The 24276-nt window shown below is 59.4% G+C and carries 19 protein-coding genes and 3 pseudogenes; 6 read left to right on the plus strand and 16 right to left on the minus strand.

Annotated features, from left to right (window positions below; genetic code table 11):
* Positions 1 to 21 precede the first annotated feature (21 nt).
* The 7 genes from G8O24_RS21705 to G8O24_RS21735 all read right to left on the minus strand — a co-directional run bounded on the left by G8O24_RS21705 (position 22) and on the right by G8O24_RS21735 (position 8145).
* Entirely contained in the window at positions 22 to 393 is a 372-nt protein-coding gene (locus G8O24_RS21705; protein WP_188102858.1) for a hypothetical protein, read from the minus strand.
* Entirely contained in the window at positions 390 to 3599 is a 3210-nt protein-coding gene (locus G8O24_RS21710) for an efflux RND transporter permease subunit (RefSeq protein ID WP_188102860.1), read from the minus strand. Before G8O24_RS21710 ends, G8O24_RS21705 begins: the two co-directional genes overlap by 4 nt.
* Complete coding sequence (locus tag G8O24_RS21715; protein ID WP_188102862.1) at positions 3592 to 3957, minus strand: P-II family nitrogen regulator; 366 nt, start codon at positions 3955 to 3957, stop codon at positions 3592 to 3594. Before G8O24_RS21715 ends, G8O24_RS21710 begins: the two co-directional genes overlap by 8 nt.
* Complete coding sequence (gene ihpB / locus G8O24_RS21720; RefSeq protein WP_188102864.1) at positions 3950 to 4894, minus strand: divalent metal ion exporter adaptor subunit IhpB; 945 nt, start codon at positions 4892 to 4894, stop codon at positions 3950 to 3952. Before ihpB ends, G8O24_RS21715 begins: the two co-directional genes overlap by 8 nt.
* Positions 4894 to 6168: a divalent metal ion exporter subunit IhpA gene (gene ihpA / locus G8O24_RS21725; protein ID WP_188102866.1), complete on the minus strand. Its 1275-nt coding sequence runs from the start codon at positions 6166 to 6168 to the stop codon at positions 4894 to 4896. Before ihpA ends, ihpB begins: the two co-directional genes overlap by 1 nt.
* A 794-nt stretch (positions 6169 to 6962) precedes the next feature.
* Positions 6963 to 7607 carry a class I SAM-dependent methyltransferase gene (locus tag G8O24_RS45650; RefSeq protein WP_188102868.1) on the minus strand — a complete coding sequence of 215 codons (645 nt, stop codon included), beginning with the start codon at positions 7605 to 7607 and terminating at the stop codon, positions 6963 to 6965.
* Between the two features lie 178 nt (positions 7608 to 7785).
* Entirely contained in the window at positions 7786 to 8145 is a 360-nt protein-coding gene (locus tag G8O24_RS21735; RefSeq protein ID WP_188102870.1) for an ArsR/SmtB family transcription factor, read from the minus strand.
* A 560-nt stretch (positions 8146 to 8705) separates the two neighbouring features.
* Between G8O24_RS21735 and flgF the strand changes: the two genes are divergently transcribed.
* Positions 8706 to 9446 carry a flagellar basal-body rod protein FlgF gene (gene flgF / locus G8O24_RS21740; protein WP_188102851.1) on the plus strand — a complete coding sequence of 247 codons (741 nt, stop codon included), beginning with the start codon at positions 8706 to 8708 and terminating at the stop codon, positions 9444 to 9446.
* A 252-nt stretch (positions 9447 to 9698) separates the two neighbouring features.
* On the opposite strand, the gene G8O24_RS21745 is transcribed toward flgF, so the two are convergent.
* The 6 genes and pseudogenes from G8O24_RS21745 to G8O24_RS21770 all read right to left on the minus strand — a co-directional run bounded on the left by G8O24_RS21745 (position 9699) and on the right by G8O24_RS21770 (position 17514).
* Positions 9699 to 11627, minus strand: a complete 1929-nt coding sequence (locus tag G8O24_RS21745; protein WP_188102872.1) for a cytochrome c/FTR1 family iron permease — start codon at positions 11625 to 11627, stop codon at positions 9699 to 9701.
* A 314-nt stretch (positions 11628 to 11941) separates the two neighbouring features.
* Entirely contained in the window at positions 11942 to 12454 is a 513-nt protein-coding gene (gene lspA / locus G8O24_RS21750; RefSeq protein ID WP_188102874.1) for a signal peptidase II, read from the minus strand.
* Positions 12451 to 13168: pseudogene (locus G8O24_RS21755) on the minus strand (cytochrome c biogenesis CcdA family protein). The gene lspA and the pseudogene G8O24_RS21755 overlap by 4 nt, the downstream one beginning before the upstream one ends.
* A gap of 81 nt (positions 13169 to 13249) precedes the next feature.
* Entirely contained in the window at positions 13250 to 16282 is a 3033-nt protein-coding gene (locus G8O24_RS21760; protein ID WP_244645944.1) for a heavy metal translocating P-type ATPase, read from the minus strand.
* Positions 16269 to 16598 (minus strand): ArsR/SmtB family transcription factor, encoded by a 330-nt coding sequence (locus G8O24_RS21765; protein WP_188102876.1) that lies wholly within the window; start codon positions 16596 to 16598, stop codon positions 16269 to 16271. The genes G8O24_RS21760 and G8O24_RS21765 overlap by 14 nt, the downstream gene beginning before the upstream one ends.
* Positions 16599 to 16689: 91 nt before the next feature.
* Entirely contained in the window at positions 16690 to 17514 is an 825-nt protein-coding gene (locus tag G8O24_RS21770; protein WP_188102878.1) for an undecaprenyl-diphosphate phosphatase, read from the minus strand.
* Positions 17515 to 17972: 458 nt separating this feature from the next.
* Between G8O24_RS21770 and G8O24_RS21775 the strand changes: the two genes are divergently transcribed.
* From G8O24_RS21775 to G8O24_RS21785, 4 genes and pseudogenes are all read left to right on the plus strand, one after another.
* A complete protein-coding gene (locus G8O24_RS21775; protein WP_188102880.1) occupies positions 17973 to 18578 on the plus strand; it encodes a DUF6639 family protein in 606 nt (201 codons plus the stop codon).
* A gap of 970 nt (positions 18579 to 19548) precedes the next feature.
* Positions 19549 to 19665 (plus strand): annotated as a pseudogene (locus tag G8O24_RS44405) (IS110 family transposase); the annotation flags it as partial.
* A gap of 347 nt (positions 19666 to 20012) precedes the next feature.
* Positions 20013 to 21021 (plus strand): annotated as a pseudogene (locus tag G8O24_RS21780) (IS110 family RNA-guided transposase).
* A gap of 421 nt (positions 21022 to 21442) precedes the next feature.
* Positions 21443 to 21958 (plus strand): hypothetical protein, encoded by a 516-nt coding sequence (locus G8O24_RS21785; RefSeq protein ID WP_188102882.1) that lies wholly within the window; start codon positions 21443 to 21445, stop codon positions 21956 to 21958.
* Between the two features lie 183 nt (positions 21959 to 22141).
* Here the strand turns inward: G8O24_RS21785 and G8O24_RS21790 are convergent, their stop codons facing one another.
* The 3 genes from G8O24_RS21790 to G8O24_RS21800 form a co-directional block, all read right to left on the minus strand.
* Positions 22142 to 22792: a hypothetical protein gene (locus G8O24_RS21790; protein WP_188102884.1), complete on the minus strand. Its 651-nt coding sequence runs from the start codon at positions 22790 to 22792 to the stop codon at positions 22142 to 22144.
* 43 nt (positions 22793 to 22835) lie between these two features.
* A complete protein-coding gene (locus G8O24_RS21795; RefSeq protein ID WP_188102886.1) occupies positions 22836 to 23414 on the minus strand; it encodes a hypothetical protein in 579 nt (192 codons plus the stop codon).
* Positions 23415 to 23522: 108 nt separating this feature from the next.
* Positions 23523 to 23888: a hypothetical protein gene (locus tag G8O24_RS21800; RefSeq protein WP_188102888.1), complete on the minus strand. Its 366-nt coding sequence runs from the start codon at positions 23886 to 23888 to the stop codon at positions 23523 to 23525.
* A 158-nt stretch (positions 23889 to 24046) separates the two neighbouring features.
* Between G8O24_RS21800 and G8O24_RS21805 the strand changes: the two genes are divergently transcribed.
* Positions 24047 to 24271 carry a hypothetical protein gene (locus G8O24_RS21805; protein WP_188102890.1) on the plus strand — a complete coding sequence of 75 codons (225 nt, stop codon included), beginning with the start codon at positions 24047 to 24049 and terminating at the stop codon, positions 24269 to 24271.
* Positions 24272 to 24276 lie beyond the last annotated feature (5 nt).

Genomic DNA, 24276 nt, shown 5'->3' on the forward strand with positions numbered 1-24276 from the left:
TTCGCGCCATGGTCGAAGTTCCTACTTTTTGAATTTCGCCTGTCCCGATTTTCCCTCGGCGGTTTTGATGGTCAATGTGATCGTGGCGCCCGCCGCTATGGGGTTTTTCGCGTCTCCCTTCAGCGAATTCTCGCCTTGGGGGACAAGCGGAAGCGTCTCGCGGCTGCCACCGCTGGCGATGAGCGCCGCTGCAGTGAAGCCTTTCGTGGAAACCGGCTTGGGCGTGTTTGGAACGAAGACATTGATCGTGACCGTATTCCCGGCGGTCAAAAGCTCGGCATCGACGCCGGCGACGTCGAGCATCAGACCTCCGTTGGGCCCTTTTTCGTAGTCTTCGGCGAAAGCCGGGACGGCGAATGACAACGCAGCAATCAATAGCAAAGCGAGTTTCATGATTTCACTCCATTTTGGTTCGGCGATTTCGTTTCACCATTCTCCGGGTCCTCCCGCCTGAACAGGACATAGAGAGCCGGCAACACCAGCAACGTGAGGATGGTCGATGAAATGATTCCCCCAATGACGACGGTTGCCAGCGGTCGCTGTACTTCCGCACCCGCGCCGGTGGCGATCGCCATCGGAATGAAGCCAAGAGAAGCGACAAGCGCGGTCATCAGGACCGGGCGCAACCGCGTGAGCGCTCCGTCCCGTACGGCGTCGACGAGGGCATGCCCTTCCCTGCGGAGTCGTTCTATGAAGGTGATGATGACGAGGCCGTTGAGAACCGCTACGCCCGAGAGCGCGATGAAGCCGATGCCCGCGCTGATTGACAACGGGATTCCTCGAAGCAGTAGCGCGACAATTCCGCCGGTCAAGGCAAGCGGAACACCGCTGAATACCAACAGTGCATCCGGCATGGAGCCCAGACTCATGAACAAGAGCAGGAAGATCAACAGCAGGGCGATCGGCACCACGATGGTCAGCCGCTGCGTCGCGGACACCAGTTGCTCGAACTGGCCGCCCCAGCCGATCCAGTAGCCCGCTGGCAGCTTCACTTTTTGCTCGACTTGGTTCTGAGCGTCGGTGACGAAGGACCCAAGGTCGCGCCCTCTTATGTTCGCCGTCACGACGATGCGGCGTTTTCCGTCTTCACGACTGATCTGATTGGGGCCGGGCGCCAGATCAATCTGGGCGAGTTCCGACAAGGGGACATATCGGATCTGAGACAGCGGAGAGTTTCCCAGCACGGCAGGAATTGCCTTTGCGTGGCTCTCCAATGGCGGCAAAGGTACCGGAAGCGCCTTGAGCGCAGATATATCGGAGCGCAAATGCTCCGGAAGCCTGACGACGATGCTGAAACGGCGGTCGCCTTCGAACACCTGTCCGGAGGTCTTTCCTCCGACCGCGATCTCGACGAGGTTTTGGACGTCGCCGACACTTATCCCGTAGCGCGACAAGGCCTGACGATTGAGCTTGACGGTGAGAACCGGCAACCCCGAAGCCTGCTCGGTCTTGACGTCTGCCGCTCCCTGCACGTTCTGCAAAACGGCCTGCACCCGAGCCGCGGACTGGACGAGCACATCGAGATCATCGCCGAAAATTTTGACGCCGACGTCGCTACGGACTCCGGATATCAGCTCGTTCATGCGTTGCTGGATCGGCTGCGAGATTTCGTAGACGTTGCCCGGGACTTCCTCTACAGCCTCTTGTATGTCGTGAACAACCGCGGCCTTCGGCTTTTCCGGATCAGGCCATTCCTTCCGCGGCTTCAACATCACATATCCGTCCGACGTCGACGGCGGCATTAGATCGGTGGCCACTTCCGCCGTGCCGGTACGCGCAAAGGTTTCCTTGACCTCGGGAATCTTCATTAGCCGTTTTTCGACCATCGCTTGCATCTCGAGTGACTGCGTCAGGCTGGTGCCCGGAATCCGGATCGCTTGCAGGGAAACGTCACCTTCGTCGAGACTGGGGATGAATTCGCCGCCCATGCGGGAGGCCGCAATGCCGCAGACAACCATCAGCAAGGCGGCGATCACCGCGACTCCCCATCTATTGCGGATTGAGGCTGCGAGCAGCGGGGTGTAAATATGACGCGCGCCGCGCATGAACCAGTTTTCATGCTCCGATACCTTGCCTGTCACCAACAGGGCCACGGCGGCCGGCACGAACGTAAGCGACAAGATGCTGGCGCCCGTCAGCGCCATTAGCACCGTCAAGGCCATCGGCGTGAACATCTTGCCTTCGACGCCGGTGAGGGTGAGGATCGGAAGGTACACCACGCCGATGATCAGCGTCCCAAACAGGCTCGGGCCGATCACTTCCCGAGATGCCGCCAGAATGGTCTCAAATCGCTCCTGTCGGTCGAGGACCCGGCCCAGCCTCTGCTGTTCATGTACCAACAGCCGCAGGCAGTTCTCGACGATGATCACGGCGCCGTCGATGATAATGCCGAAATCGATAGCGCCGAGACTCATCAAATTGGCGCTGACCTTGTTTTCCACCATGCCGGTGATGGTAAACAGCATCGCCAGCGGAATGACGAATGCGGTGGCGATGGCGGCTTTAAAGTTACCCAAGATCAGGAAAAGGATGACGATAACCAACAAGGCGCCTTCGACCAAGTTCCTTTCAACGGTCGCAACCGTCGCTTCAACGAGCCGCGTCCGGTCGTAGACGGCCCGGGCAACCACGCCATCCGGCAACGAACGGCTTATCTGCTTGAGTTTGGCTGCGACTCGCTGGGCGACTGTCCGACTGTTTTCGCCGATCAGCAGCATGGCAGTTCCAAGCACGACCTCCTTGCCGTTCACCGTGGCTGCGCCGGTGCGCAGATCCTTGCCTTCCTTGACGTCGGCGATGTCGGACACCCTGACCGGGACGCCGTTGCGAGAACCGATCACGATCTCCTTGATTTCATCGATCGTGGTGACTTGCCCGGGCGTGCGGACGAGATATTGCTCGCCGTTCCGCTCGATGTAACCGGCACCGACGTTGGCGTTGTTCGACGCCAGCGCCGTCATGACGTCGCGGAAACTGAGCTTGTACGCCATTAACTGGGCAGGGTCCGGCAGCACATGGAATTGCTTCTCAAAACCGCCAATGGTGTTTACCTCGATGACGCCCGGCACGTTCCGCAACTGAGGCTTGATGATCCAGTCCTGGATCGTCCGCAGATCGCTCGGCGTATACTCGCCGCCGCCTGCCTTGCGGGCCCCCGGCGTCGCTTCGACAGTGAACAGATAGATCTCGCCGAGACCCGTCGAAACCGGACCCATCGCGGTTTCGATCCCTACCGGCAGTTGATCCTTGACTTGCTGAATTCGTTCGTTGACCAATTGTCTGGCGAAATAGATGTCGGTGCCGTCCTTGAAAATGACGGTGACTTGGCTGAGGCCGTAGCGAGACTGGGAACGCGTGCTGTCGAGGTGAGGCAGCCCCCCCATGGCGGTCTCGACCGGGAACGTGATCCGCTGCTCGACCTCCAACGGCGAATAGCCCGGCGCCCGGCTGTTGATCTGGATTTGGACGTTGGTGATATCGGGAACGGCGTCGATCGGCAGCCGCGTGAAATTCCAGGCGCCGAAGGCGGCCATGACCAGGACGCCGATCATCACCAGCCATCGTTGGCGGATGGCAAAGGAAAGAATTGCGTCAAGCATCGCGCTTCTCCGTACGTCGGCCGATTTCCCTGATGCGGCCAAATGCACGGACGGGCGTCGTAAACACGACGCCGTCTCCCTTACGGCCGGTCCAGGCGGCGGAAGCGATGCGGTCGCAAATCTCATCGGCCAATTCGGACCGACAGACTAGCCGCAGCTCGAGAAACTGGTGATAGGTCAAATCCGTATCGGTCGAGACGTAAGCGCCTCCTTGTCCACGGCCTCTTCCTTGTCCCCGCACTTCATCAAATGTGAAGCCCGGGAAATCCGGCAAATCGTGTAACGCACGCACCACGTGGCCTTCCATGTGCGGCCTGATGAGAGCGGTGACCAACGTCATTGTAGCGTTATCAGTCATTGTCTCCCGATCCTTTCCCCAGTTCCGCTTTGATGATGAAACTGTTCTGCGCCGCATAGACGTCGCCTTCCAGCACGCCAAAGGTGATCTCGACGAGTTCCGGATCTCGCGCGCCGATCTCGACGTCCCGAGCATCGAATTTCTCGCCGTTGCGGACGAAGACGACGGTGCGGTTTTCCCAGATCTGCAGCGCCGACGATTTCACTGCTACGTTTACTGTCTTTGCAGACAAGGTCAGCCTGCCCGTGATGAACAGCCCGGGACGCAGCCGCTGCTCCGAATTCGCAACCACGGCGCGCGCAATTGCACTCTGCGTGTCGCTGCTGCCGACCGGCGACAGATACGAAACCTTGGCCTCGACCGGGGCGCCCCCATCAGCGGGATCGATGAAAACCTGATCGCCGATGCTGACCCGCTTCAGGTCGCGTCTATAAACGGAGAAGTCGACCCACACCGTCGACAAATCGGCGATGACGAATGCCGGTTTCTGCTCGGAGACATATTCTCCCAAGGTAGTCTGACGATCGATCACCGTTCCCGCGAGCGACGCTTTCAATTCGTATTGCGTCAGGCTTTGGTTGCTTTCGATAAGCGCGAGGACATCGCCTTTTTGAACACGATCGCCGATCCGCTTTCGCACGTCGCGCACGATGCCGGGAAAGCGTGGAGTGACCTGAACCAGCGATTCCTGATTCGGCTGCACAATACCGTTCAGCAATAGACTGTCTCGCAGCACACCCGCCGAAGCTTTTGCGAGCTCGATTCCTGCGGTCTCGATCTTGGCGTCGCTCAACGTAACGCTGTCGGCGTGCTCCTCTTTTTCGGCCTTTTCGGCCGGAGTCGGTTTCGTGGCCGCCGGGGTGAGCATCCGGTAGCCGCCGTAGGCAAGTGCCAGAGCGACCAGAATGAACACTGAATAGCGAACGAATGCCTTCATTATCTTGAACTCTCGCGGGTGAGCGAAAACGGATTGCCGATTAGACCTTCGATCGTCGCCACGGCGATATGGAAATTCTGCAGCGCTTCCTGCTCGCGAAGTAGCGCCTGCAACAGTGCCCCCCGGACGTCGAGCAGTTCGAGAAGGGTGAAACGGCCCTGCGAGTAGCCGCTGAGGATGGTCTCCGCCGCGCTGCGGGCGTTGGGAATGACCGACGACCGCAGCAGCTTGAGCTCGGCCAAAGCACCGGTCAGGGCGTCGTAGGCCCGACCGGCGATGCTGAGCAGAACGAGCTTGTTGATGGCCCGCTCCGCATCCGTCTTCGCCAGCGTCTCCTGTGCTGCGATGATGTTGCCGGTGTTCTGGTCGAAGACCGGGAGCGGAATCGAAACACCGAGCCGCACCGCGTTGTCGTTGGTGTCCTGGAAGTGCCGCCAACCAGCCGAAATCCGGGGGTCGGGAATGGCCTTCAGCCGCGCGATAAGTAGTTCGGCGTTGCGTTGCGCCGTGACGGCGGTCCAGCGCGCCAATTGCGGATTGGCGTCAATCGCCTGGAGTACCGCCTTGAACGGCGGGGGCTGACCGGTGGTGGCCAAGCGACCCACGGCTTCGCCGAACCTCGGACTGGCGTCACCCATCAAGATTGCAAGATCGCGGCGCGCCGTCGCCAACAGTGTCTTGCTGCGTTCCCGTTCGACGCGGAAAAGGTCGGCTGCCACTTGCGCGCGCAGGGTCTCGGCCGGCGAGGACGCACCCTCCTGGACGCGTTTTTGCAACAGCGGAATCAGGGGATCGAAACTTGCGATCTGCTCGTCGAATATCTCGATGCGCCGCTGTGCGCTTATAATGGTAATGAAGGCGATCGCGGTCTCTGAGAGGACTTCCAACCGCGTCGCCCGCCGCTGCCAGACGGCAGTGCCGATGCCGGCCTCGCCGGCCGCAACGCGCGCTTCCCGCTTGCCGCCCAGTTCGACGAGTTGGCTAAGCTGCAGATTGGTTTCGGCCGAACGGACGCCCTTGTATGGCCCCGACCCAAACGCGTTGTCGAGCTCGAACGAGGCCTCCGGATTGGGAAGCGCACCGGCTTGAATGCGGAGCCCGCCGGCTATGCCGATATCGCGTTCCGCAGCCGTCAGGCGCGGGTTAGCGGCCAGAGCTCGCTGGAGCGCCTGAGGCAAGGAAATCGTGCGAGACGCTCCGTCTGCGGCGAGCGATGGAGCTGAATAAGCAAGCAACGCGCAAAAGACGCGCGCGGCGAACGGTAGACGGGACATAAGCGTGACCTGAAAATGAGACGATTGCGCGAAGTTATCCGCGCGCGCTGATAGCTCAGGTCGGGGATTTGGGGGGCGGGGGATCGAGTAGACGCGTTTCCCAGATGCTTATGGTGGAGATCGAGAACGACAAACCGATCGGTATACTAGCCGGTACGGAGACTTGGATCGCGACGGGAATGGTGATGGGCGCGCAAGAGTAGCAGTGGTCAACAACCGTCGGCGTCTTGTTGGAGCCTTCGTCGACGTCATCCGACGCAGCGTTTACGGCAAGCAACGAGCCAGTGAAAAGCGATTCCCCTGCGCATGAAATCTCCCCCGCGAACCCAACCCATAGGTACGCGACAGCAAAAAACACCGCAAGCAACCGGCGAAGAGCAGGTGCACGGACGTTTCCACAGTAGCTGGTTATTTGCCTCATCGGAACATACAATATCAAACTCCGGGATAGAATACCACCCACTCCGACCTGGTTCGAGAACATCGATTTGTGCATTCGTAGAAACGCATCTTGGGTTGGCAAACCGCAAAGCAGCGGCGACAGATCGCGGTATCGAGTGAAAACGATGCCGTTGCCAGTATCATCGGCCTGCGGTGCAAGGCGGCGTCATTCGCGAAATCTCCTATCCGACACTCATAGTTTGGTTGGTCGTCACGACTAACTCCGAAGCCGTTCGGCATCGAAACTCCTAGGTGGGGACGATCTCCGAAATGGGACGATCTCAAGCCCGTGTCCGGCGCCTGGGCCGCTTGCCGGGCTGTAGACCGGGATCTCAGTAGCTGAACAGGTCTGCTCAGGTGCGCCGGGCGCGAACTATGGCAACGCGGCCGACCCTCTCGGAATAGGTCGTTACGCGACGTACACCGACGAAGCCTGCCTTTTTGATCAAGTCAAGCCAGGCGCCGTCGGTATGGGACTTTGCAGTGTCAGGACCGAACAGGTAGCCGGTACCGCGGAGCGCATGGATCTCTGTCGGCCGCAACGGCTTATCGAAATCAGCAAGATACAGCGCGCCACCATGCCGTAATACTCGTCTCATTTCTTTGAGCAGAGCGAGTTTCTTGTCCTGCCGCAAAGGATGCAGGGCAAGGGAGCAGATTACTTTGTCGAATGATGCAGCGCGGCAGTCGATGCAATACTGGTCCCCGCGCAATAACTCGAGATTGCTCAAGCTTTTAAGTTCGTTCTCGTTCGGTCTCGTAGGCCGCACGGCGAAAAAGTGTACTGCAGGATACGAACGTGCAAGTGTCTCACAAGCGCTGCAGCCCTCGGCGCTTACCTCCAGGATTCGCTCGCCCGGACCCGGCGCGGCCTCTTCTAGGAGAGGCTCCCACCAACCACCCATGCGGATCGTTACTCGGTAGCCCCATTTGTATACGAACATGTAGAGGCGCCTAAACAGGGAACGGATGAATGACGATCGGTGAATGACGGACATGTCAAACCGCTAAAGTGTGTGACCGCTTCGCCTCTGGTTGCCGTTCGCTGGCGCGGAACTCTGCTTGGGCGAGGATAGTTCCTCCCCTGTATCCGCCCGCTGGAAATACGTTGGTCGCACTCGCATTTGGGATCGCCGCACCGTGGAGAACATCGACTTCAACCGCAACTTACACATGTCATTTCTTTTTCCGGAGAGTTTGACGTTTGTTACCCTGTTTCTCCTTCTTTAAGGCTGCGGTATCGCCGCCGACGTGGCCGACCATGTCCCGGATCACGCACCGCACACGATCGTCAAGCGTGCCATAGAAAACCTGCTTGCCTCGCCGTTTGGCCTGCACAAAACGGGCAGCTTTCAGAAGCCGCAGATGATGACTTACCAATGCCGCGGAGAGCCCGGCGCATTCGGCAATGTCCGTCACGCACAGCGGCTCCCCGAGACAGATGACAGCAATTCGTAAGCGGTTCGGTTCCCCGAGCACGCGAAAGATATCTGCCAGCTCGGTCGCCTGATCTTCGTCTAGACTTGATCTTGCCATAGCGACATTCCAATGAATGTTTGAATCACCCAGAACCGGGGCAATGTCAAGTTAACGCTTATGCGCCCGTTGCGATAATGCAACGAGCTAAGCGGGCCCCATACAAGAGTTCGGGGGCGGCCCATTTCAAAGCAAGCGCTCGGGGCTTCAGTTTGGTGGCGGATGGGTGATGTACTGGACGGACTTTTTTGAGATGGCTCCTTTGGGTGATATGCCTTCTGACCGTGCTGGGTTCCTGCACGCAGGAAACTTACAGGTCAGCCCGTGATCTTGCCCCTATGCCCGCGAAAACGCTGGCGCTGATCGCCGATCGAGGCACGGACACGGGCGCTCACCTCCTCATGCGGTCCTTCAAGAACGAATCCGAAATCGAAGCTTGGAAGCTTGGCCGGGACGGCACGTATGCGTTGCTTAAGACTTTTGCACCCGGCGTACATCACGTTCGTGCATTGGCCAAATTCCTGTGTTCAGGACGCTTGCGCTGAGCGCGTCAGTTTTGGTCTTGGCGCAACGCCTAATTTCGATTGGAATCGCATCGATTCGGCGAAGAAGAGGTTCGGTTGGTCGGAGAATCCACGCTCATCAGTCTCTCGCGATTGATGGCGCTCCAGCGTCGGCTGGATGTTGCCGCGAACAACGTGGCGAACAGCCAAACGACGGGTTATCGTGCTCAGCAGCTCTCCTTTCAAGAGCACTTGAAGCCGGAAAAGAAACAGGAAATAGGTGAAAAGCCAGAGCGCCCATTGTCGCTGGTCGATGCTGCGCTGCCGTTTACATCCGCTGCGTCCGGCGCTTTCCGATCTACCGGCAATCCGTTAGACTTGGCAATCAACGGAAATGCGTATTTTGCAATACAAACGAACCAGGGGGAACGATACACCCGGGACGGTTCCTTTAGTTTGGACGCCAAGGGCCGGCTGGTGACATTGGAAGGTCTGCCCGTTCTTGGTGATAAGGGCGTTATAATCGCTCCGCTTCGATCGGGTGAGATCACGATCGACCCCTCTGGCCGTGTTTTAATGCAGCAAGTAGAACTCGGTAGGCTAAAGCTTGTGAGCTTTGCCCCCGGCGCGAGGCTAGAGGCAGCAGGAGAAAATTTACTCCGGTCCGATCAGCAGCCGAAGGTCAGTGCTGGCTCGGCGACGGTACTGCAAGCCATGCTGGAACAATCAAACGTTCAGCCGACGATCGAGATGAGTCGCCTGGCCGAACTCAACCGGTCATATGAAGTTGCGAGTAAGCTGCTGAAAGACTCGCAAGACATCAATGAAATAAGCAAACTCGCTAACGTGCCCGAATAGATCCACTGCTTGTCGAGGTCTGCAAGCTTTTGCCGTTCCACTTCAACTGGCGCTTGCAAATGCTGCCTCCTTGGCTGCAATCGAGCACGCAGTCCTCAGGCGCGCAAAGCTGGCCGTTGTCGCATTCAACATGTTAAAAATGAATCAATATCAGCTGTCTCCCATCAACGAGAGGGAATAGGCATGGCCTTCGATTCGGAACAAGTTGGCATCCTTCGCGGCACGCGCTTGCCGTTTCGTCAAATCTGTCCGTCAACTGCGCACCGCAGCCGGCCGTCCTGTGTACCAGAAGCCAGCGAGCATGAAGATCAATGTGAACGTTTGTGCGAGCGCGCCTTGCCAGGTCGGGTAGATGCCGAGCATCTCCACGCGGGGAATCCCCTGTAATGGCAAAATATCCAACAGCCCCGCTTCCTGGAGCGCCGCGATGCCCTTGCCGGCAAGAATGACGGCCAGGATCGCGATGAGGATCGAACTCAGCGAGAAGAAGCGCGCAATCGGCAACCTGCGGCTATAACTCAGCAATGCCCGGGCGATCACTGCGAGCGTAGCGGCTCCTGCTGCCGCACCCGCGAGAATGGCGAAGCCACTGCCTTGACTCCACATCGCCGCGTAAAAGAGAACGGTCTCGAAGACCTCGCGATAGACCACGACAAAGGCCAGCAGAAAGAGGAACCACGCCGATTTCCGTGACAAGGCATGAGACAGCTTTTCGTGCACATATCTTTGCCAGGCATCGGCCTGGGCCTTGCCGTGCATCCACAGCCCCACGGACACCAGAACGACGGCGGCGATGAGAGAGCCAAACCCTTCCGTTAGCTCTCTGCTCGCGCCGCTGATTGAGATCAGATAGGTGGCCGCTGCCCACGTCATGCCGCCAGCCGCCAACGCCGCAATCCACCCTCCGTGGACGTAGGGCAGGACGTCGGCACGCTCTGCCTTGCGCAGGAAGGCGATCATCGCGACGACGATCAGCAGTGCCTCGAGGCCTTCGCGCAACAGGATCGTGAACGCGCCCGCAAAGCTGGAGCCGATGCTGGCCTCTTGTGGTGACAGGGCACGTTCGGCAGTGTCGAACAGGGCGCTCAGGCGTTCGGCCCTCTCGCGCACGGTTTCGGCGGGTTCGTTCTTGCTCATCGCAGCGCGCAAGTCGCCCATGGCGGCTTCGATGCGCACTCTAAGCGCGTCATCGCGTGCCTTCAATATGGGCTCGACGGGTTCGAAGCCATCGAGATATGCCGAAAGCGCAAGGTCGATCGCCTTGGGTCGATTGCCGGCCACATAGGTGGAGACACTTTCAGTTAGTCGGGCGCGCGCGAGAGACATAGTTCCGCTCGCAGCGGACATTGTCGCCGCAGGATGCTGGCGCAAGAACGCGGCTAGGGCGCGCGCCTTCTCGTCGCCGATCGCTTGCGCCAGAGCCGCCGGGGTCCGTTGCGTTAGCGCCTGCAGGTCTGGTATCTGCTGCCGAACTGCCGGATCGCTGTGCCAAAGCTGCTCGCCGCCTCGCGCATCGGCATCGGAATAGGCAAAGCGGCCGACAACGAAAGCGAGAGCCCAGCGCTCGTCTGAAGGCAGATGTGCGAAACTGGGCATGGCTGTGCCATCCAGCCCTTGGTCGATGACCTGATAGAGACCAAAGACGCTGCGTTGGCGAGCGCGGCTCTCATTGGTGAACGCGGTCGGAGGAGGCGTTAGGCCCTTGGCGTCTTGTCCATCGCCCGCCCCTGTTGCGCCATGGCAAGCCGCGCACTGTTGTTGATAAAGTGCGGCGCCATGGGCGAGGTCCGGCACCTTGGATGGCGCCAGCGGCATCGGATACGCGGCGAGCAAATCGCTTGCGAGAGCCTTTGCCAAACCCGCGACCTCAGACTCCGGCGCTTTACGCCCGATGGCGGCCTGGAGGGCTTCAGCCTGTTCAATAAGCGCAGGTTGGGCACGGGTCGACGGCAGCGCAACTAGATATGTGCGTATCCGCTCGCCGAATTCCATCATCTCGGCGTATTCGGGCGCGCTGACCACGCGGCCATCCGCGACAGCACCACCATAATCAACTGAGATATAATCGAGAAGGCGCCATGCCGTCTGGGCGGGGCCGGTATCGGCTCGGACAGAAGCCGGCGCGGAAAAGCAAAAGACCACGAATAGAACGAAGGTTGCCAGGCTCGCGGGAAGGCGCATCTATGTAACATTCCTATTTGCGAAGAGCTATCCATACATCTTTGTGGGGCGCCGCAAAAGCGTGAGGGCGCAGTACTACCTCTGGTTCGGCCGTAAAGCTCGCCTGCCAAGCGCGAGGACAGCGACGATGGTCAAGCCAGCGGCACCGGCCGAACGGCTTCAGACCGTTGCTGCCTACACACGCGATGAATATCTTGACCACGCCGTAAGCCACAACGAACGAGGCGACAAAGCCGACTGCGATGTCGAGTTCGGAGGGTGGCGTCATGAACGCGCGAAAGGATGAGTGGGCACGGTTTCTTTCGTATGTATGCTTAAGCGGCGTCACGGTCTTGGCGAACGAAGCTGTCCAGCATCAGAAAGGCGGCGCCACAGACCACGCCCACATCTGCCATGTTGAATGCTGGCCAATGCCAATCTGCCAAATGGAAATCGAGAAAATCGGTCACGGCTCCGTGATGAATTCGGTCGAGCGTGTTGCCGAGCGCCCCTCCGATGACGAGAGCCAAGCCGGTTACGACAAGGCGGTCGCGCGTCCGCAACAGCCAAACAATGAGCGCCGCCGCAATGGTCCCCGAGAACATTGCGAGCGTCCAGGGTGGCAATTCATGACCACCCAATATCCCAAAGCTAACACCCCTGTTCCAGCCGAGCACCAAATTAAAGAACGGCGCGATGCGAAGCGCCTCAGGCGGCTTCATGACATATTCGAGGATCCACCATTTCGTTGCTTGATCTAGGAGCAACCACGCCAAGGCCAGACCCAGTCCAAAAAGTCTCAGTCCGTGCACTGGTGCATGCCTCGCAGCAATCGGTTCGGTTCTCATCCGAGGTTCCCGAGTGCCGGAAACATCCCAAGCATAAAAATCGCAAACATTGTGAGATGCCCAGTGATCATGGCTACGCCCATCACAACCATGATGCCGCCCGCTACGAGTTGCAAAGCGCGACCGGCTCGGCGGAAGGCGCGCAGCCTTCCCACAAACCCGCCCATGAAAAGGGCCGCTAGAATAAAGGGCACTCCGAGCCCAAGCGAATACGAGGCGAGAAGGGCAACCCCGCTCAGACTGGCGGAGGACGTCGAGACGGCCAGTGCCGCACCGAGCACGGGGCGTCCAGCCAAGTGCAAAAGCCATTCCGAGAAGATAGGCTGCAACGGGTCCGCTCCCGGGCGGATCTCCATGCCATCGCAACTCACGCTGAAGCCACGACAAAGGAAGAAGACCCGCGGTAAACAATCCGAAGACAATGACCAGCAGACCGCTGGCAAGGTTGACCTCCCATCGATAGGCGTTCAAGAGCATGCTCAACGCGTTTGCGCCCAGGCCAAGCAGCACAAATACCGTCGAGAAGCCGAGCACGAAGCACAGGCTTAGTCCGAGGGTTCGCAATCGCGCCTGATCAGCGGTGGAATCGGTAGCCGACTGACCAGCGACATAAGACACATAGCCTGGGACGAGCGGAAGGACGCAGGGCGAGAGGAACGACACGGCCCCGGCAGCGAACGCGGTGGCAAAGCCTATATTGGAAACCAAGGCCAAATGAATGTTCCTCGCTAAGCGTCCCGGCGCAGGACAACGATAAGCGCTCCTCAGCTGCCGGTGAGCGACCGGTCAAGCGGGCTACGGCTGATCGCGCGTGAGCAGTCGCAATCCGTTCAGGACCACGAGAAGGGATGCACCGACATCGGCGGCGATAGCCCCCCAGAGCGATGCGAATCCAGCAATCGTCAAGGCCGTGAACAACAGCTTCACGGAAAGTGAAAATCCGATGTTTTGCCGAATGATGGCAAGCGTCGCCTTCGAGTGCCGGATCAACCAAGGCAGTTTCGAGAGATCGTCCGACATCAAAGCGACGTCTGCGGTCTCGATCGCCGCATCGGAGCCAATCGCCCCCATCGCGATACCAAGATTCGCTCGTGCCATTGCCGGCGCGTCGTTGACCCCGTCGCCGATCATCGCGACGGCCCCGCCCGGCTTGTGGAAACGGCCAACCAACCGCTCGATGGCTGCGACCTTATCTTCGGGAAGAAGCTCAGCCTGGACCTCGTCCACACCCGTCTCACGAGCGATGACTTCTGCGGTCGCGCGATTGTCGCCGGTGAGCATGACCACGCGCTCGATGCCTGCTGCATGAAGTTCCGCGACGATGCGCTTGGCTTCGGGGCGGATGGCATCCGAGACCGCTATCAAGCCCCAAACAGAATTTTCGTCGCCTACCGCAACGACGGTGCGTCCAGCGCCCGCGATTCTATCGGCCGAAAGCAGGACTTCGGCCGTTGCCGCGGTCGTTGCACGCTCCTCCAGGTATTTTCGCGATCCGAGCCAGGCCTCACGGGCGCCAATCCGGCCGGTCACCCCTTTGCCGCGCACAGCTTGAACGGCAGTCGCCGGAGCAACGGTTATTCCGCGCTCTCGCGCTTTTTCGAGGATGGCTCGAGCAAGTGGGTGTTCACTTCGCGCCTCCAGTGCGGCTGCGAACTCCAGCAACTCGGCCTCAGTGCGAGTTCCTAGCGGCACAAGCTCGACCACCCGGGGCCGGCCCTCGGTCAAGGTACCGGTTTTGTCCATGGCGATCGCCTTCAGCTTGGCCGGGGTCTCAAGATGAACGCCGCCCTTCACAAGCACCCCCTGTTTGGCGGCGCCCGCGAGCGCCGCCACGATGGTCACCGGGGTCGAAATGACAAGCGCACACGGGCAGGCGATGACGAGCAACACAAGCGCACGATAGAACCAGGGCTCCCATGCCCCGCCGAAAGCGAGAGGCGGGACCAGGAAGACCACCAGCGCAAGAATCATCACCGCCGGCGTATAGACCCGCGCGAATTGTTCGACCCATTGTTCACTCGGTGCGCGCCGACTCTGAGCCGATCCGACCATACGAATGATGCGGGCGAGCGTTGTGTCTTGCGCGGCCTTGGTAGTTTGGATTTCAAGCGCACCCTCGCCGTTGATCGTGCCGGCAAAGACCTCCTTTCCGGGCTCGACCGGCACTGGGACGCTTTCCCCGGTGATCGGGGCCTGGTTGACCTCGCTCTCGCCGGCAAGGACGCGGCCGTCGAGAGGGATTTTGTCGCCGGGACGCACCACGATGTGGGCTCCAACGGCAACCTGCCCCGCGGGCACTTCCGCCTCGTTGCCGTCGAGGTAGCGAACGCGGGCAACCGTAGGAGCAAGCTCCATGAGCGCCGCCACCGCGCGCCGCGCGCCCCACAGACTCCATGCCTCGAGCGCCAGAGCCAATGCGAAGAAGAACGAAACGGTCGCTGCCTCAAACCACTCGCCGATGCCGATAGCGCCGGCCACTGCCACAACCATCAGCAGGTTCATGTCGGGCCGGAGGCGTCGAGCAGATAGCAGAGCTTTCGGAGCTACGTAGCGAACGGCAAAAACGATCGAAAGAACATAGGCGGCGATCGCCGGCAAAGGTGTGCCGCCGGTCGTCTCGACCGCACCGACGGCAGCGGCGAGGCCACCCCCGAGAACGGCATGCAGCCCAAGACCAACTGCGGCAAGCAGGCCGCTCGCAGTAGTCAAAAGGGTTTGCGTGCGACGTCGGCGCACTTCGGCGGCTGTGGCGTCTGAAGTCGCGCCTTCCTGCCATAGCTCAGCCGTCATGCCCGTTCGAAGGACGGCTTTTTCAATGAGTTTGATCGGCAGCGCGTCTGCGCGACCCAAAACGGACATACGCCCGTTCACCAAGTCGAATGCGAGCTTGTCCTCCCCTCCGACGACCGGACCTACCTCACGCTTGAGGGCTGCGACCTCGTCGCCGCAGTCCATTCCATGGACCTTGAACACCGCTTGCCCCGGCAAAATGGGAACGGTCGCGGTGAGGGCCTGATCGCCGATAGAATCGCCTGAGCATGTGGTGCAGACCGCCTCCCCGGAGAAGGGAACGGTTGCCTCATCGTTAGCAGTGCGTTCTTCTGCAACTACCTCGGCCGACATTCCAGTCGTGGCCACAGCATTCTGGATTGCGAGCGCTGCTGACTGCGACTGGGCCGCGACCCACATCGTGCCGGCCTTCGTATCGAAGGTTAGCTTGTCGTCTCCGCCGACCAGCGGACCTACGGCCGCCTTGAGCTGTCTGACCTCGTTCTGGCAATCGAGACCTCGCACTCGGAATGTGAGGGGAGCTTCCTTGGCGACTTCGCTGGTGGACGTCCCGCCGCGAAGCCTCGCCCGCATGCCGGTGGTTGAGACGGCCTTCTCTATTTCATCGATCGTGGCGAGGTCCTGTGGGCTGACCCGCATCGTGCCCTGCTTGGTATCGAAGCCGAGCTTGTCATCGCCGCCAACGAGAGGGCCAACAGCAGCTTTGAGCTGCCGCACCTCGTTTTGGCAATCCAAACCGTCGATTTCGAAGAGAAGCTCAGTTTGCAAGCCGACGTGAATCACACGCATTCCCGTGCGAGCCACGGCCGCGTTGATTGCCTCATCCGTCGGGCTATTCTGAGTAAGCCTGACTTCCATCAGGCCGGCCTTTGTGTCGAAGGCGAGCATTTCCTCCCCGCCGGCGATGGGTCCGACGGCTGCCTTCAGCTGACGAACCTCGTTCTGGCAGTCGAGCCCTTCGATCTTAAACCGGCGGCGGCCAGTCGCGGACCCTGCCGCAGGGTCGATTAGTCCTCGGGCCAAGTCAGTATCCGCCATCGTCGTCCTCCATGCCCGATCGACGCTCGTCGACGTGGGCCACCATGTCGTTGATCACGCAACGGACGTGGTCGTCCGCTACGCCGTAAAAGACCTGCTTGCCTCGCTTCTGCGAGCGCACGAAACGAGCGGCGCGAAGTAGTCGCAGGTGATGGCTTACGAGGGATGCCGAAAGTCCGACATGCTGGGCGATGTCGCCCACGCAGAGCGGACTGTCCAGGCAAACAACCGCGATGCGAAGACGATTGGCGTCGCCGAGAAGGCGGAAAATTTCCGCCAACTCAACCGCACGTTCTTCCTCAAGCTGGGCTGGCATCCTCACGCATCCGTGAAACACTTCAACAGGTGTTTGAATAACCTGCCCTGCAGACAATTTCAAGGGGTCACCGGGCAGCCATTCGAACGCTTCAAGCCCAATCGTGGAGGTTACTAAAAAGTGTAAGTCCCAGGAGCCCAAGAACGCCGACAATAATTCGCCACCATGCGAACAGCGGAAAACCCTGCCTGGAGACGTAGTCGAGCAGCGTCCGGACGACAAACCAGCCACATACAAACGATACGGCAAAACCCGCTCCGACAATCAGGGTGTTGCTACCGTTCAGCTGAGACCAGTTCTTATACAGGTCATAGCTGAACGCGCCGTCCATGGTCGGAATGGCAAGGTAGAATGAGAATTCCGCCGCGGAGCGCTTGTCGGCGCCGAACAGCATCGCCGACACAATCGTCGCGCCGGAGCGGGATACACCGGGGATCATGGCGAAGCACTGGAACACGCCGATGGCAAGGTACATCGACAGCGAGAACTGCGTGGCATCATGATAGCGCGGCTTGAGGTTCATCCGGTCCACCCAAAGCAGAATCAGGCCGCCGATGATCAGCATGCTGCACACGATCCGGACATTGAACAGCACCTCCTTGATGAAGCCGTGAGCGATCGACCCAACGACCGCCGCGGGCAGAAAGGCCACCAACACGCCGAGCACGAAGCGTCGGGCAGCAGGATCAAGTGGCAGCGCGAGCGCAATATGCCATAGGCGCACGGAATAAACCGAGAGGATCGCAAGCACGGCGCCGAGCTGAATCAATACCACAAACGTTTTTCCGAACGCGGAGTCGCTGAAGCCGAAGAAGTGCTCCAGCAACAATAGATGACCCGTCGAAGAAACCGGGATGAATTCGGTTAATCCCTCCACCATGCCGAGGAGTACTGCCTTGAGGAAATCGAGATGCATGTGTCGTCCAGGTCACGGTTGATAGTTAGGGTGAACGAGCGGCTCCGGCGCGGCGCGAACACCACACCTCTATTATTTTATTATTGCCCAGCCAGAAATAGAGGGTTATTGTCCAACGCGCAAATAGCTGTTTGATCGTGAACGAGCCTAGCTGGGGCGCCAGATAGTCCCGAAAGATTGCGCTCGCAGCCATAGAATGCCGCCGCAGACCGGCATCTGCCGGGGATGATGGTCTTTTGCGGGTGCTCGTCCTCATCAGAGGAGAAGGCACATGAGCTCTCAAGCGGACCCAGCCGTCGCGCACGCGCTCCACAAATTAAAGTCCAGCTGTTTGGCCACGTTCGAAAATCGCTCCAGTCCGAGACGGATACGAGATTGCGCGCTCGCGTTGGCGGTGCTCGGCGCTGGGGCTCCTAGGTGCGATATCAGCCGCGCATGCTGATTGTGGCCGTGAGCGTGTGACGGTTGTTGGCGGCCCGGAAGAGCAGGACCGAGCATGTGCCGCTCTCAGCAAGGTCGGCGATTACTTCGCGCGCGGCGGGTTCCAAATCCAATTCGAGTTGACCGTGCGCTTTGTCACTCAAGTCGAGCTGAACGATTCATCCACCGCACATCAGTCGGTCAGCGGCTACTATCGGGCAAACAATAACGAGATACTAATGTTGCGCGCCAACGCCCCTTGGACATCGGAACGCAAGCCATGGCATCTGTCCTGGGACGAAGAGATTGGCCTTTCCATTCTAGAGCACGAAGTGGCCCACGCGGCGCTCGCGTACATCATGGGTGGCAACTATGAGAGGCTTCCTCATGCTTGGCACGAGGCGCTCGCGTATGCGATTCAAATCAGTCTCATGAAACCTGAACTGAGGGCGAAAGTGCTGACCAAATTTCCAGCCGTTCAGGCTTTCGGCAGCACCTTGGAAATCAATGACGTGGTTTATGCGTTTGATCCGGATGTGTTCGCCGTCGCTGCTTACAAGACTTATGTAAAAAATGGCGACATCGAGTTTCTGAAGCAAGCGATCGACCTCAAATTCGAGTTGTCCGATCCGACAGGTTTCTGATGGAATAGGCAATGTGTGCAAACCCGCATATGAAGATGTAAGTGGCTCAAGCGGTGAAGGTTTGTTGAACGGGTCGGGCGCACCAAACTAAAACGCCGACCTGGGTGAGCCGTTCGCATCCCTCGATCCCCATCTTGTGACGGTACTCGCCGCGCTCCTGAGGGCCCGCGCGGATATGGGAAGCTGGCACCCCTCGTAACGCACGAACTGGATCAGGCCCTTGCCCCGATCGCATTCTGGCGCTTTCGAGACAGCCGGCGACTCTGGCCACAAATTTGCCTGTGGCGGCCCGGACGAATCCAGCGGCCGTCGCAAGTCTGCGCGCAGACTTGCTTGTCCGTTTCCCTTTTTTCGGCAGCTCAAGTAACCATGTACAGGTTAGCTGATCTCGACAGCGAAGCGGGCGCCTACGCCTGGAAGTATCAGCGTTAGCCAGCTTCACCGTCTGCGACACGATCCCGTGTTCCGCATCAAACCTGTGCCGCTCCATCGAATCCGTTCGGTCTTGCCGAGACGCGAGGCAGCAGAGCCCGAGCGTTTTTCAAGAGGATAGTTTGGTCAAGCGCTCGAGGGAATGACCGTTGGGACCCTTGAAATACATGCCTCGGCCTCCATTCTGCGAGTCAAGCTGCGATCTTCAGGGCTGCGGTAGCTGCGGCCATACGTGATGCCCGCTTCTCTTATCTTCTGCAAGATTTCGTCGACTTCCACGGTCGCTCACGTGGAAGGCGTCGTGATGTGTCTCGAACGAAACTACGGTATCGAAAATCCACGACAAGGCTTTCATTGACGCGGACCGGGGCGAAGTACGGGCCGGGGCCATCGTATCGCGTCCGAATATGGACGCAAAGAACCGCGCCGACTGGTCGCGTTCGCGCGACGGGACGACAGTGTGATCTAGCGGGATGCGCATGGCTAACGATATTGCCGCAACAAACCCGAGTTTGCCCGATGGATCATTGCGCGCCGCCAAAGGCGTCCGGCACGCGTCGTCACGATCGCTGTGGCCAACAAGATGGCCAGAATCGCTTGGGCGGTGATGAACCGTGGCGAAGCATTCCGCCAGGCGGCATCCGCCATCGCTTGACAGAAGATAAGTCAATTGCCGAAGCAGGCTATCGAATTGGTGAGAGCGATTGCGAGGTAATGGCGATCGGTCGAGACCGAGGATTGGAAGAGCCCGTATCTGTGCATGCGCATCAAGCGCGACATAGTGGCTGGTATCTGATCCGCGGACTATGTTAAAGCCCGCGGACATCGGATCCGCTTCGATGACGCGGGACCGATGACGCACCCCGGTCGAACGGGGCTGCTGCGTCAAAAAAGTTCTTCCATGCGGCCGCCATCCACCGATGAATGTGTGGATGACACCCACTCCACGGCATCAGTGTGCCAGAATGTTGCTGATAGCAACTAAGAGGGGATCCATCCACAATGCATCCTACCATTATCGGCCTCGCTCTCGCCAAACATGTTTTTCAAGCGCATGGCGTCGATGCCGCAGGCAAAGCCGGTCTTCGTAAGAAGCTCCGCCGTTCAGAATTGATCGCATTCTTTGCCAAGCTTCCGTCGTGTGTGGTTGGCATAGAAGCCTGCGGCACGGCCCACTATTGGGGCCGAGAGCTGGCCGCACTGGGTCATCAGGTCAAGCTGATGCCGGCCGCTTATGTGAAACCCTATGTTGAGCGCGGCAAGAACGACGAGGTCGATGCCGAGGCCATCTGCGAAGCCGTCACGAGGCCGACGATGCGGTTTGTGCCGGCAAGAGCGCCGAGCAGCAATCGATCCTGATGCTACACCGTACCCGGGATCTGTTCGTGCGACATGCTGGTCAATTCGCTGCGCGGTCAGCTTGCCGAGTTTGGCCTGATCGTTCCCAAGGGGGTTATGGCGTGTTCCCGAGCTCGAGGCCCTCGCCCAGGACGGCGAACTTCCGGAGCCGGCTCGAGCCTGCGCCGAGCTGATCTTGATGCAGATCGAGGACCTGCAGTCGAAAATCAAGGCCATCGAGCGGACGATCCTTGCTCGTCATCGTGCCAATGAATTGAGCTTGCGACTTGCTACCATCCCGGGAGTTGGGATCATCACAGCGACTGCGCTGGTGGCAACCGTCGCGAACGCCAGTGCCTTCAAGTCCGGGCGCCACTTCGCGGCCTGGATCGGGCTGGTGCCGCGACAGAATGGCAGTGGAGGAAAGATGGCATTGGGTGGGATCTCCAAGAAGGGAGAGCCATATCTGCGGCGGTTGCTCGTGCTCGGCGCAACCGCAGTCGTCCGCTACGTCCGCAACAAGCCCGAACTGGCTGGATGGGTCAACGCGCTACTGGCCCGGCGGCCGGCGCGCGTGGTCACCATCGCTGTCGCCAACAAACTCGCCCGTATCGTCTGGGCCATCATGCAGCGCGGCGGTACCTTCCGAGGACGACCGTTCGGAATCGCGTAGAGAAAGATGGCTTGGCAATGAAGTGAAGCGGCGACCGCCGCGCTATCGTACAAACTAACGAACAGCAAGTTTGGCAAGGGCAATGACGACGTGATGGCATCCGGTCGACATACCGAGGATCAGGACACCCCGAACCTGTGCACGGACCTTGAGTTCGTCAACGATGATTGGGGCCCGATCAGCGGACAACCATCAAGGCAATGCGGTGAGAATAGACCGCAAGCAAAGGCCGGACAGATGACCGCAACGACCAAATGCCGGGACGTCAAAAAAGTTCTTGCCATGTGGGTGTCGTCCACAGATGCACAGGTGTGAGTTCTGCAAACTTCTGCATCTCTCTGCTTCGATCTGCATTGTTTTGCAGAGGATTGCAGAGCCTAGGGCGGCTTCCTATTTCTTGCTGGTTCGATGAGGCTTTGAGATGACCAGCAACAAAGAGCTAGAGGCCAGGCTAAATGCAATGGCCGACGACTTCCATCTCCCAGGTGGGGGCCGCAAAAAGCTGTCGAAGCTTGTTGCCGAACACTATGCCTGGTTCGAGGCCGCCGCACGGCGGGGCATGAGCTGGCCGGACATGATCCGGGCTCTGACCGCCGCCGGCGTGACCGGCAGAGACGGCAAGCCCTTGAGCGTCGGTACGCTGTCATCGACGGTTTGGCGCAAGCGCGCCGAAACCGAGGGAGAGATGGGCCGCCCCGCCGGGTCAGCCACATCCATCCCGCCTCGAGCCAAATCCGGAAAAGAGGTAAGGCCAGGCCCCGCGAAGGCTGCCGAGCAGAAGCGGTCCGCGGTCTCCTCCCATACCACCAAAAACGCCGGAGACCGAGGCAGAATGACGGGCTCGGCGAAGCCGGCTGAGGGCGCTGGTCGTCGAGCGAACGAAGACGTTCTCGCGTTTATGAACCGGGCCCGAAGCGTGCGGCGGAAGTCGGAATAGACCGAGAAGGTCCGCTCGTTTGGCGGGGCAGAGATCTATCTATTAGATCAAAGCTGACGCGAGAACCCAGGCGGAATAGACGAGTATTCGACGCGCAAGGCGAAAGTGAGTGTCAGGCATGATCGCGCCCCTGACGATCGTGCAGTCCCCTGTGGTCCTCGGCGGATCCGTGACAACAGATAGTCACTTGTCGATCTTGCTTGCATTCCGCTGAGCGGGGCGACCGGAGCGCTGGCCAAGAACAGTTTGAAGAATTTCGCCGACAGATCCGGCCGCGCACCAGATGTCGCCCGTGACGCGATGTGGCAGGCCCCGTTCTTTGTCAAGTTGATATGCTCCCTCGAAGGCCTTGTATGCCTCCGAGACTGGGGCAACGTCGAGATCCGCAACTGCTTCGAACAAGTCCACCGCGACATTGAACATGCAGGGCTGAATGTTCGCGACGTCTCCATACCACTTGAACGTAGTAAACGCGGAGCGGACCTGATCGCGATGCCGCCGGTCAGTCTCGCGTTCCGCGCGCTCGACGAGTGAGCGCGGGACGAGACAAACGACGATCAGATCCGTGGTCATTGCCGGCAGCTCCTCGACCGGAATGATCCTGGCCTCGTGCACCAGCTCAAGGTGATGATGAAAGAGATTGCGCAGCGCCTTGAGCGCAATGAAATCCGAGGACCCAAAAAGATCCCGACCGGATTCGTGCTTCAGCTTGTCATTCAACCCGTGAAGCGCGTTCAGGAAATTGAGCAACGTGTCGGGATCCGGCGCCTGAAGCTGGTTGAAGTAACATCGGAAGAACCGATCGATCGCGGCATTCAAAGCATCGTAGCTCATGGACGGTGTCCGTGTGTAATGAGGTCTGGACCGCGGAGTTCTGCTAAAGGCGCCGCATCAATTCGAGATCCGGAAACTCGTTCGCGCAGGCCTGCACCCTTTCATAGATGGCGTGATCATCACCGTGGATACCCAACGTAAGGTAGGTATTTCTGTCGTCTTGCCGGGCGTAGATAATCCATTCGCCCGTCAATCGTCGGGCTTGGCTACGATCGCGGTATCCCGAGATGACGAACTCGTGCAGCAGGAAGCCCATCATCTTGTCATCGGCAATTGGTATCTTGGCCGCCGTCTCTTTGAGGTGATCGGCAAAGCCGTTTGCGCGCCAGTGATTTACGACATTCGTCGGAATAAAAGCGGATTGATGGTAGTGCTTGTGCCACAGCCCCTGTAGCGGCGACTTTGCAAACCGCGACGGCGGCTTGGTCAGGCTAGGACGTGCGATGGGATGGCCCTCGAGGCCGGCTATTTCATCAAAGATCGCAAACACGTTGTCGGTACGGCCGTCGTACATCTCGGTGAGCTCGCGAACCAGGCCCGAGGCATATCGGCCATTCACCAGGTTGAGGTCGAGGTTTTCACGGATGTAGGTCGTGCTGTGGCTATGTGCATCTGATCCCATTTGCCTCTAGTCATAGAACCATGGGTCAACCTGTGCAATGCGAGCGCCCGGGCTCCGTATGCACCTCAAGTGCCGCCGGGGTTCTGCTGGTTGATCGGTTGGCCTGGCCTAAGGCGTTCCCTCCATCTGTTTGCACCTGGTCAAGACTTTCTTCGGGAGCCAACCATAATCGGTGCTGCCGTCGCTACTATGCATGACGAACCACCAATCCTGGTACTCATCGCGGACCGCGACCTTGTCGCCCTTGTTGACCGGCATGTAGCGCGGCTCGGTTTGGCCGTCAGGCCGGTTCGCGAGTTCGATGTCTTTCGAGACTGTGCACTCGGTGTAGAATGCGCTGGCCGGGGCCGTCAGAGCGAAGAGCGCAACAACGGCGAGAAAAGACTTCATCAGGTTCTTGTGTCCTTCAGCGTCCTCATGCCCTTGTTGACCATGCCGGTTCCACGCCTGGCGGTGTCTTGCGTCTTTGGGCATGGGAATTCATTACATTCAGAACGCTTGGCGGGTGTGCCGTCCGATTTCAGAGAGGTCAAGTTGGGATTTTTCGGGGGTGTGAGTTGCGGGCAAGGCAAAACGATTTGTTAGGGGTCCCGCAAGCAAGTTATGGGATGATACCCGCAGAGATTGCAAGCATGCCCTCGCATTGGAAGAAGCGACTTCAAGATCTGATCGATTTGACGAACGACCGCATCCGGCGGCTTGAGGCCGGCGAAACGCTGAGGATGGCCGTCGGCGTACATTCGGCAGACGCCACTCGGCAGACGATCGAAAACGAGCGCGCGATCGTTGTGCGGCTACAGCAGACGATCGAGGCGCTGAATGCCGCCGTCCAGAACCGACACTCCAGCACCGGTTAGCGGCG

The organism is Bradyrhizobium campsiandrae (genome assembly GCF_014529705.1).
GTDB lineage: Bacteria > Pseudomonadota > Alphaproteobacteria > Rhizobiales > Xanthobacteraceae > Bradyrhizobium > Bradyrhizobium campsiandrae.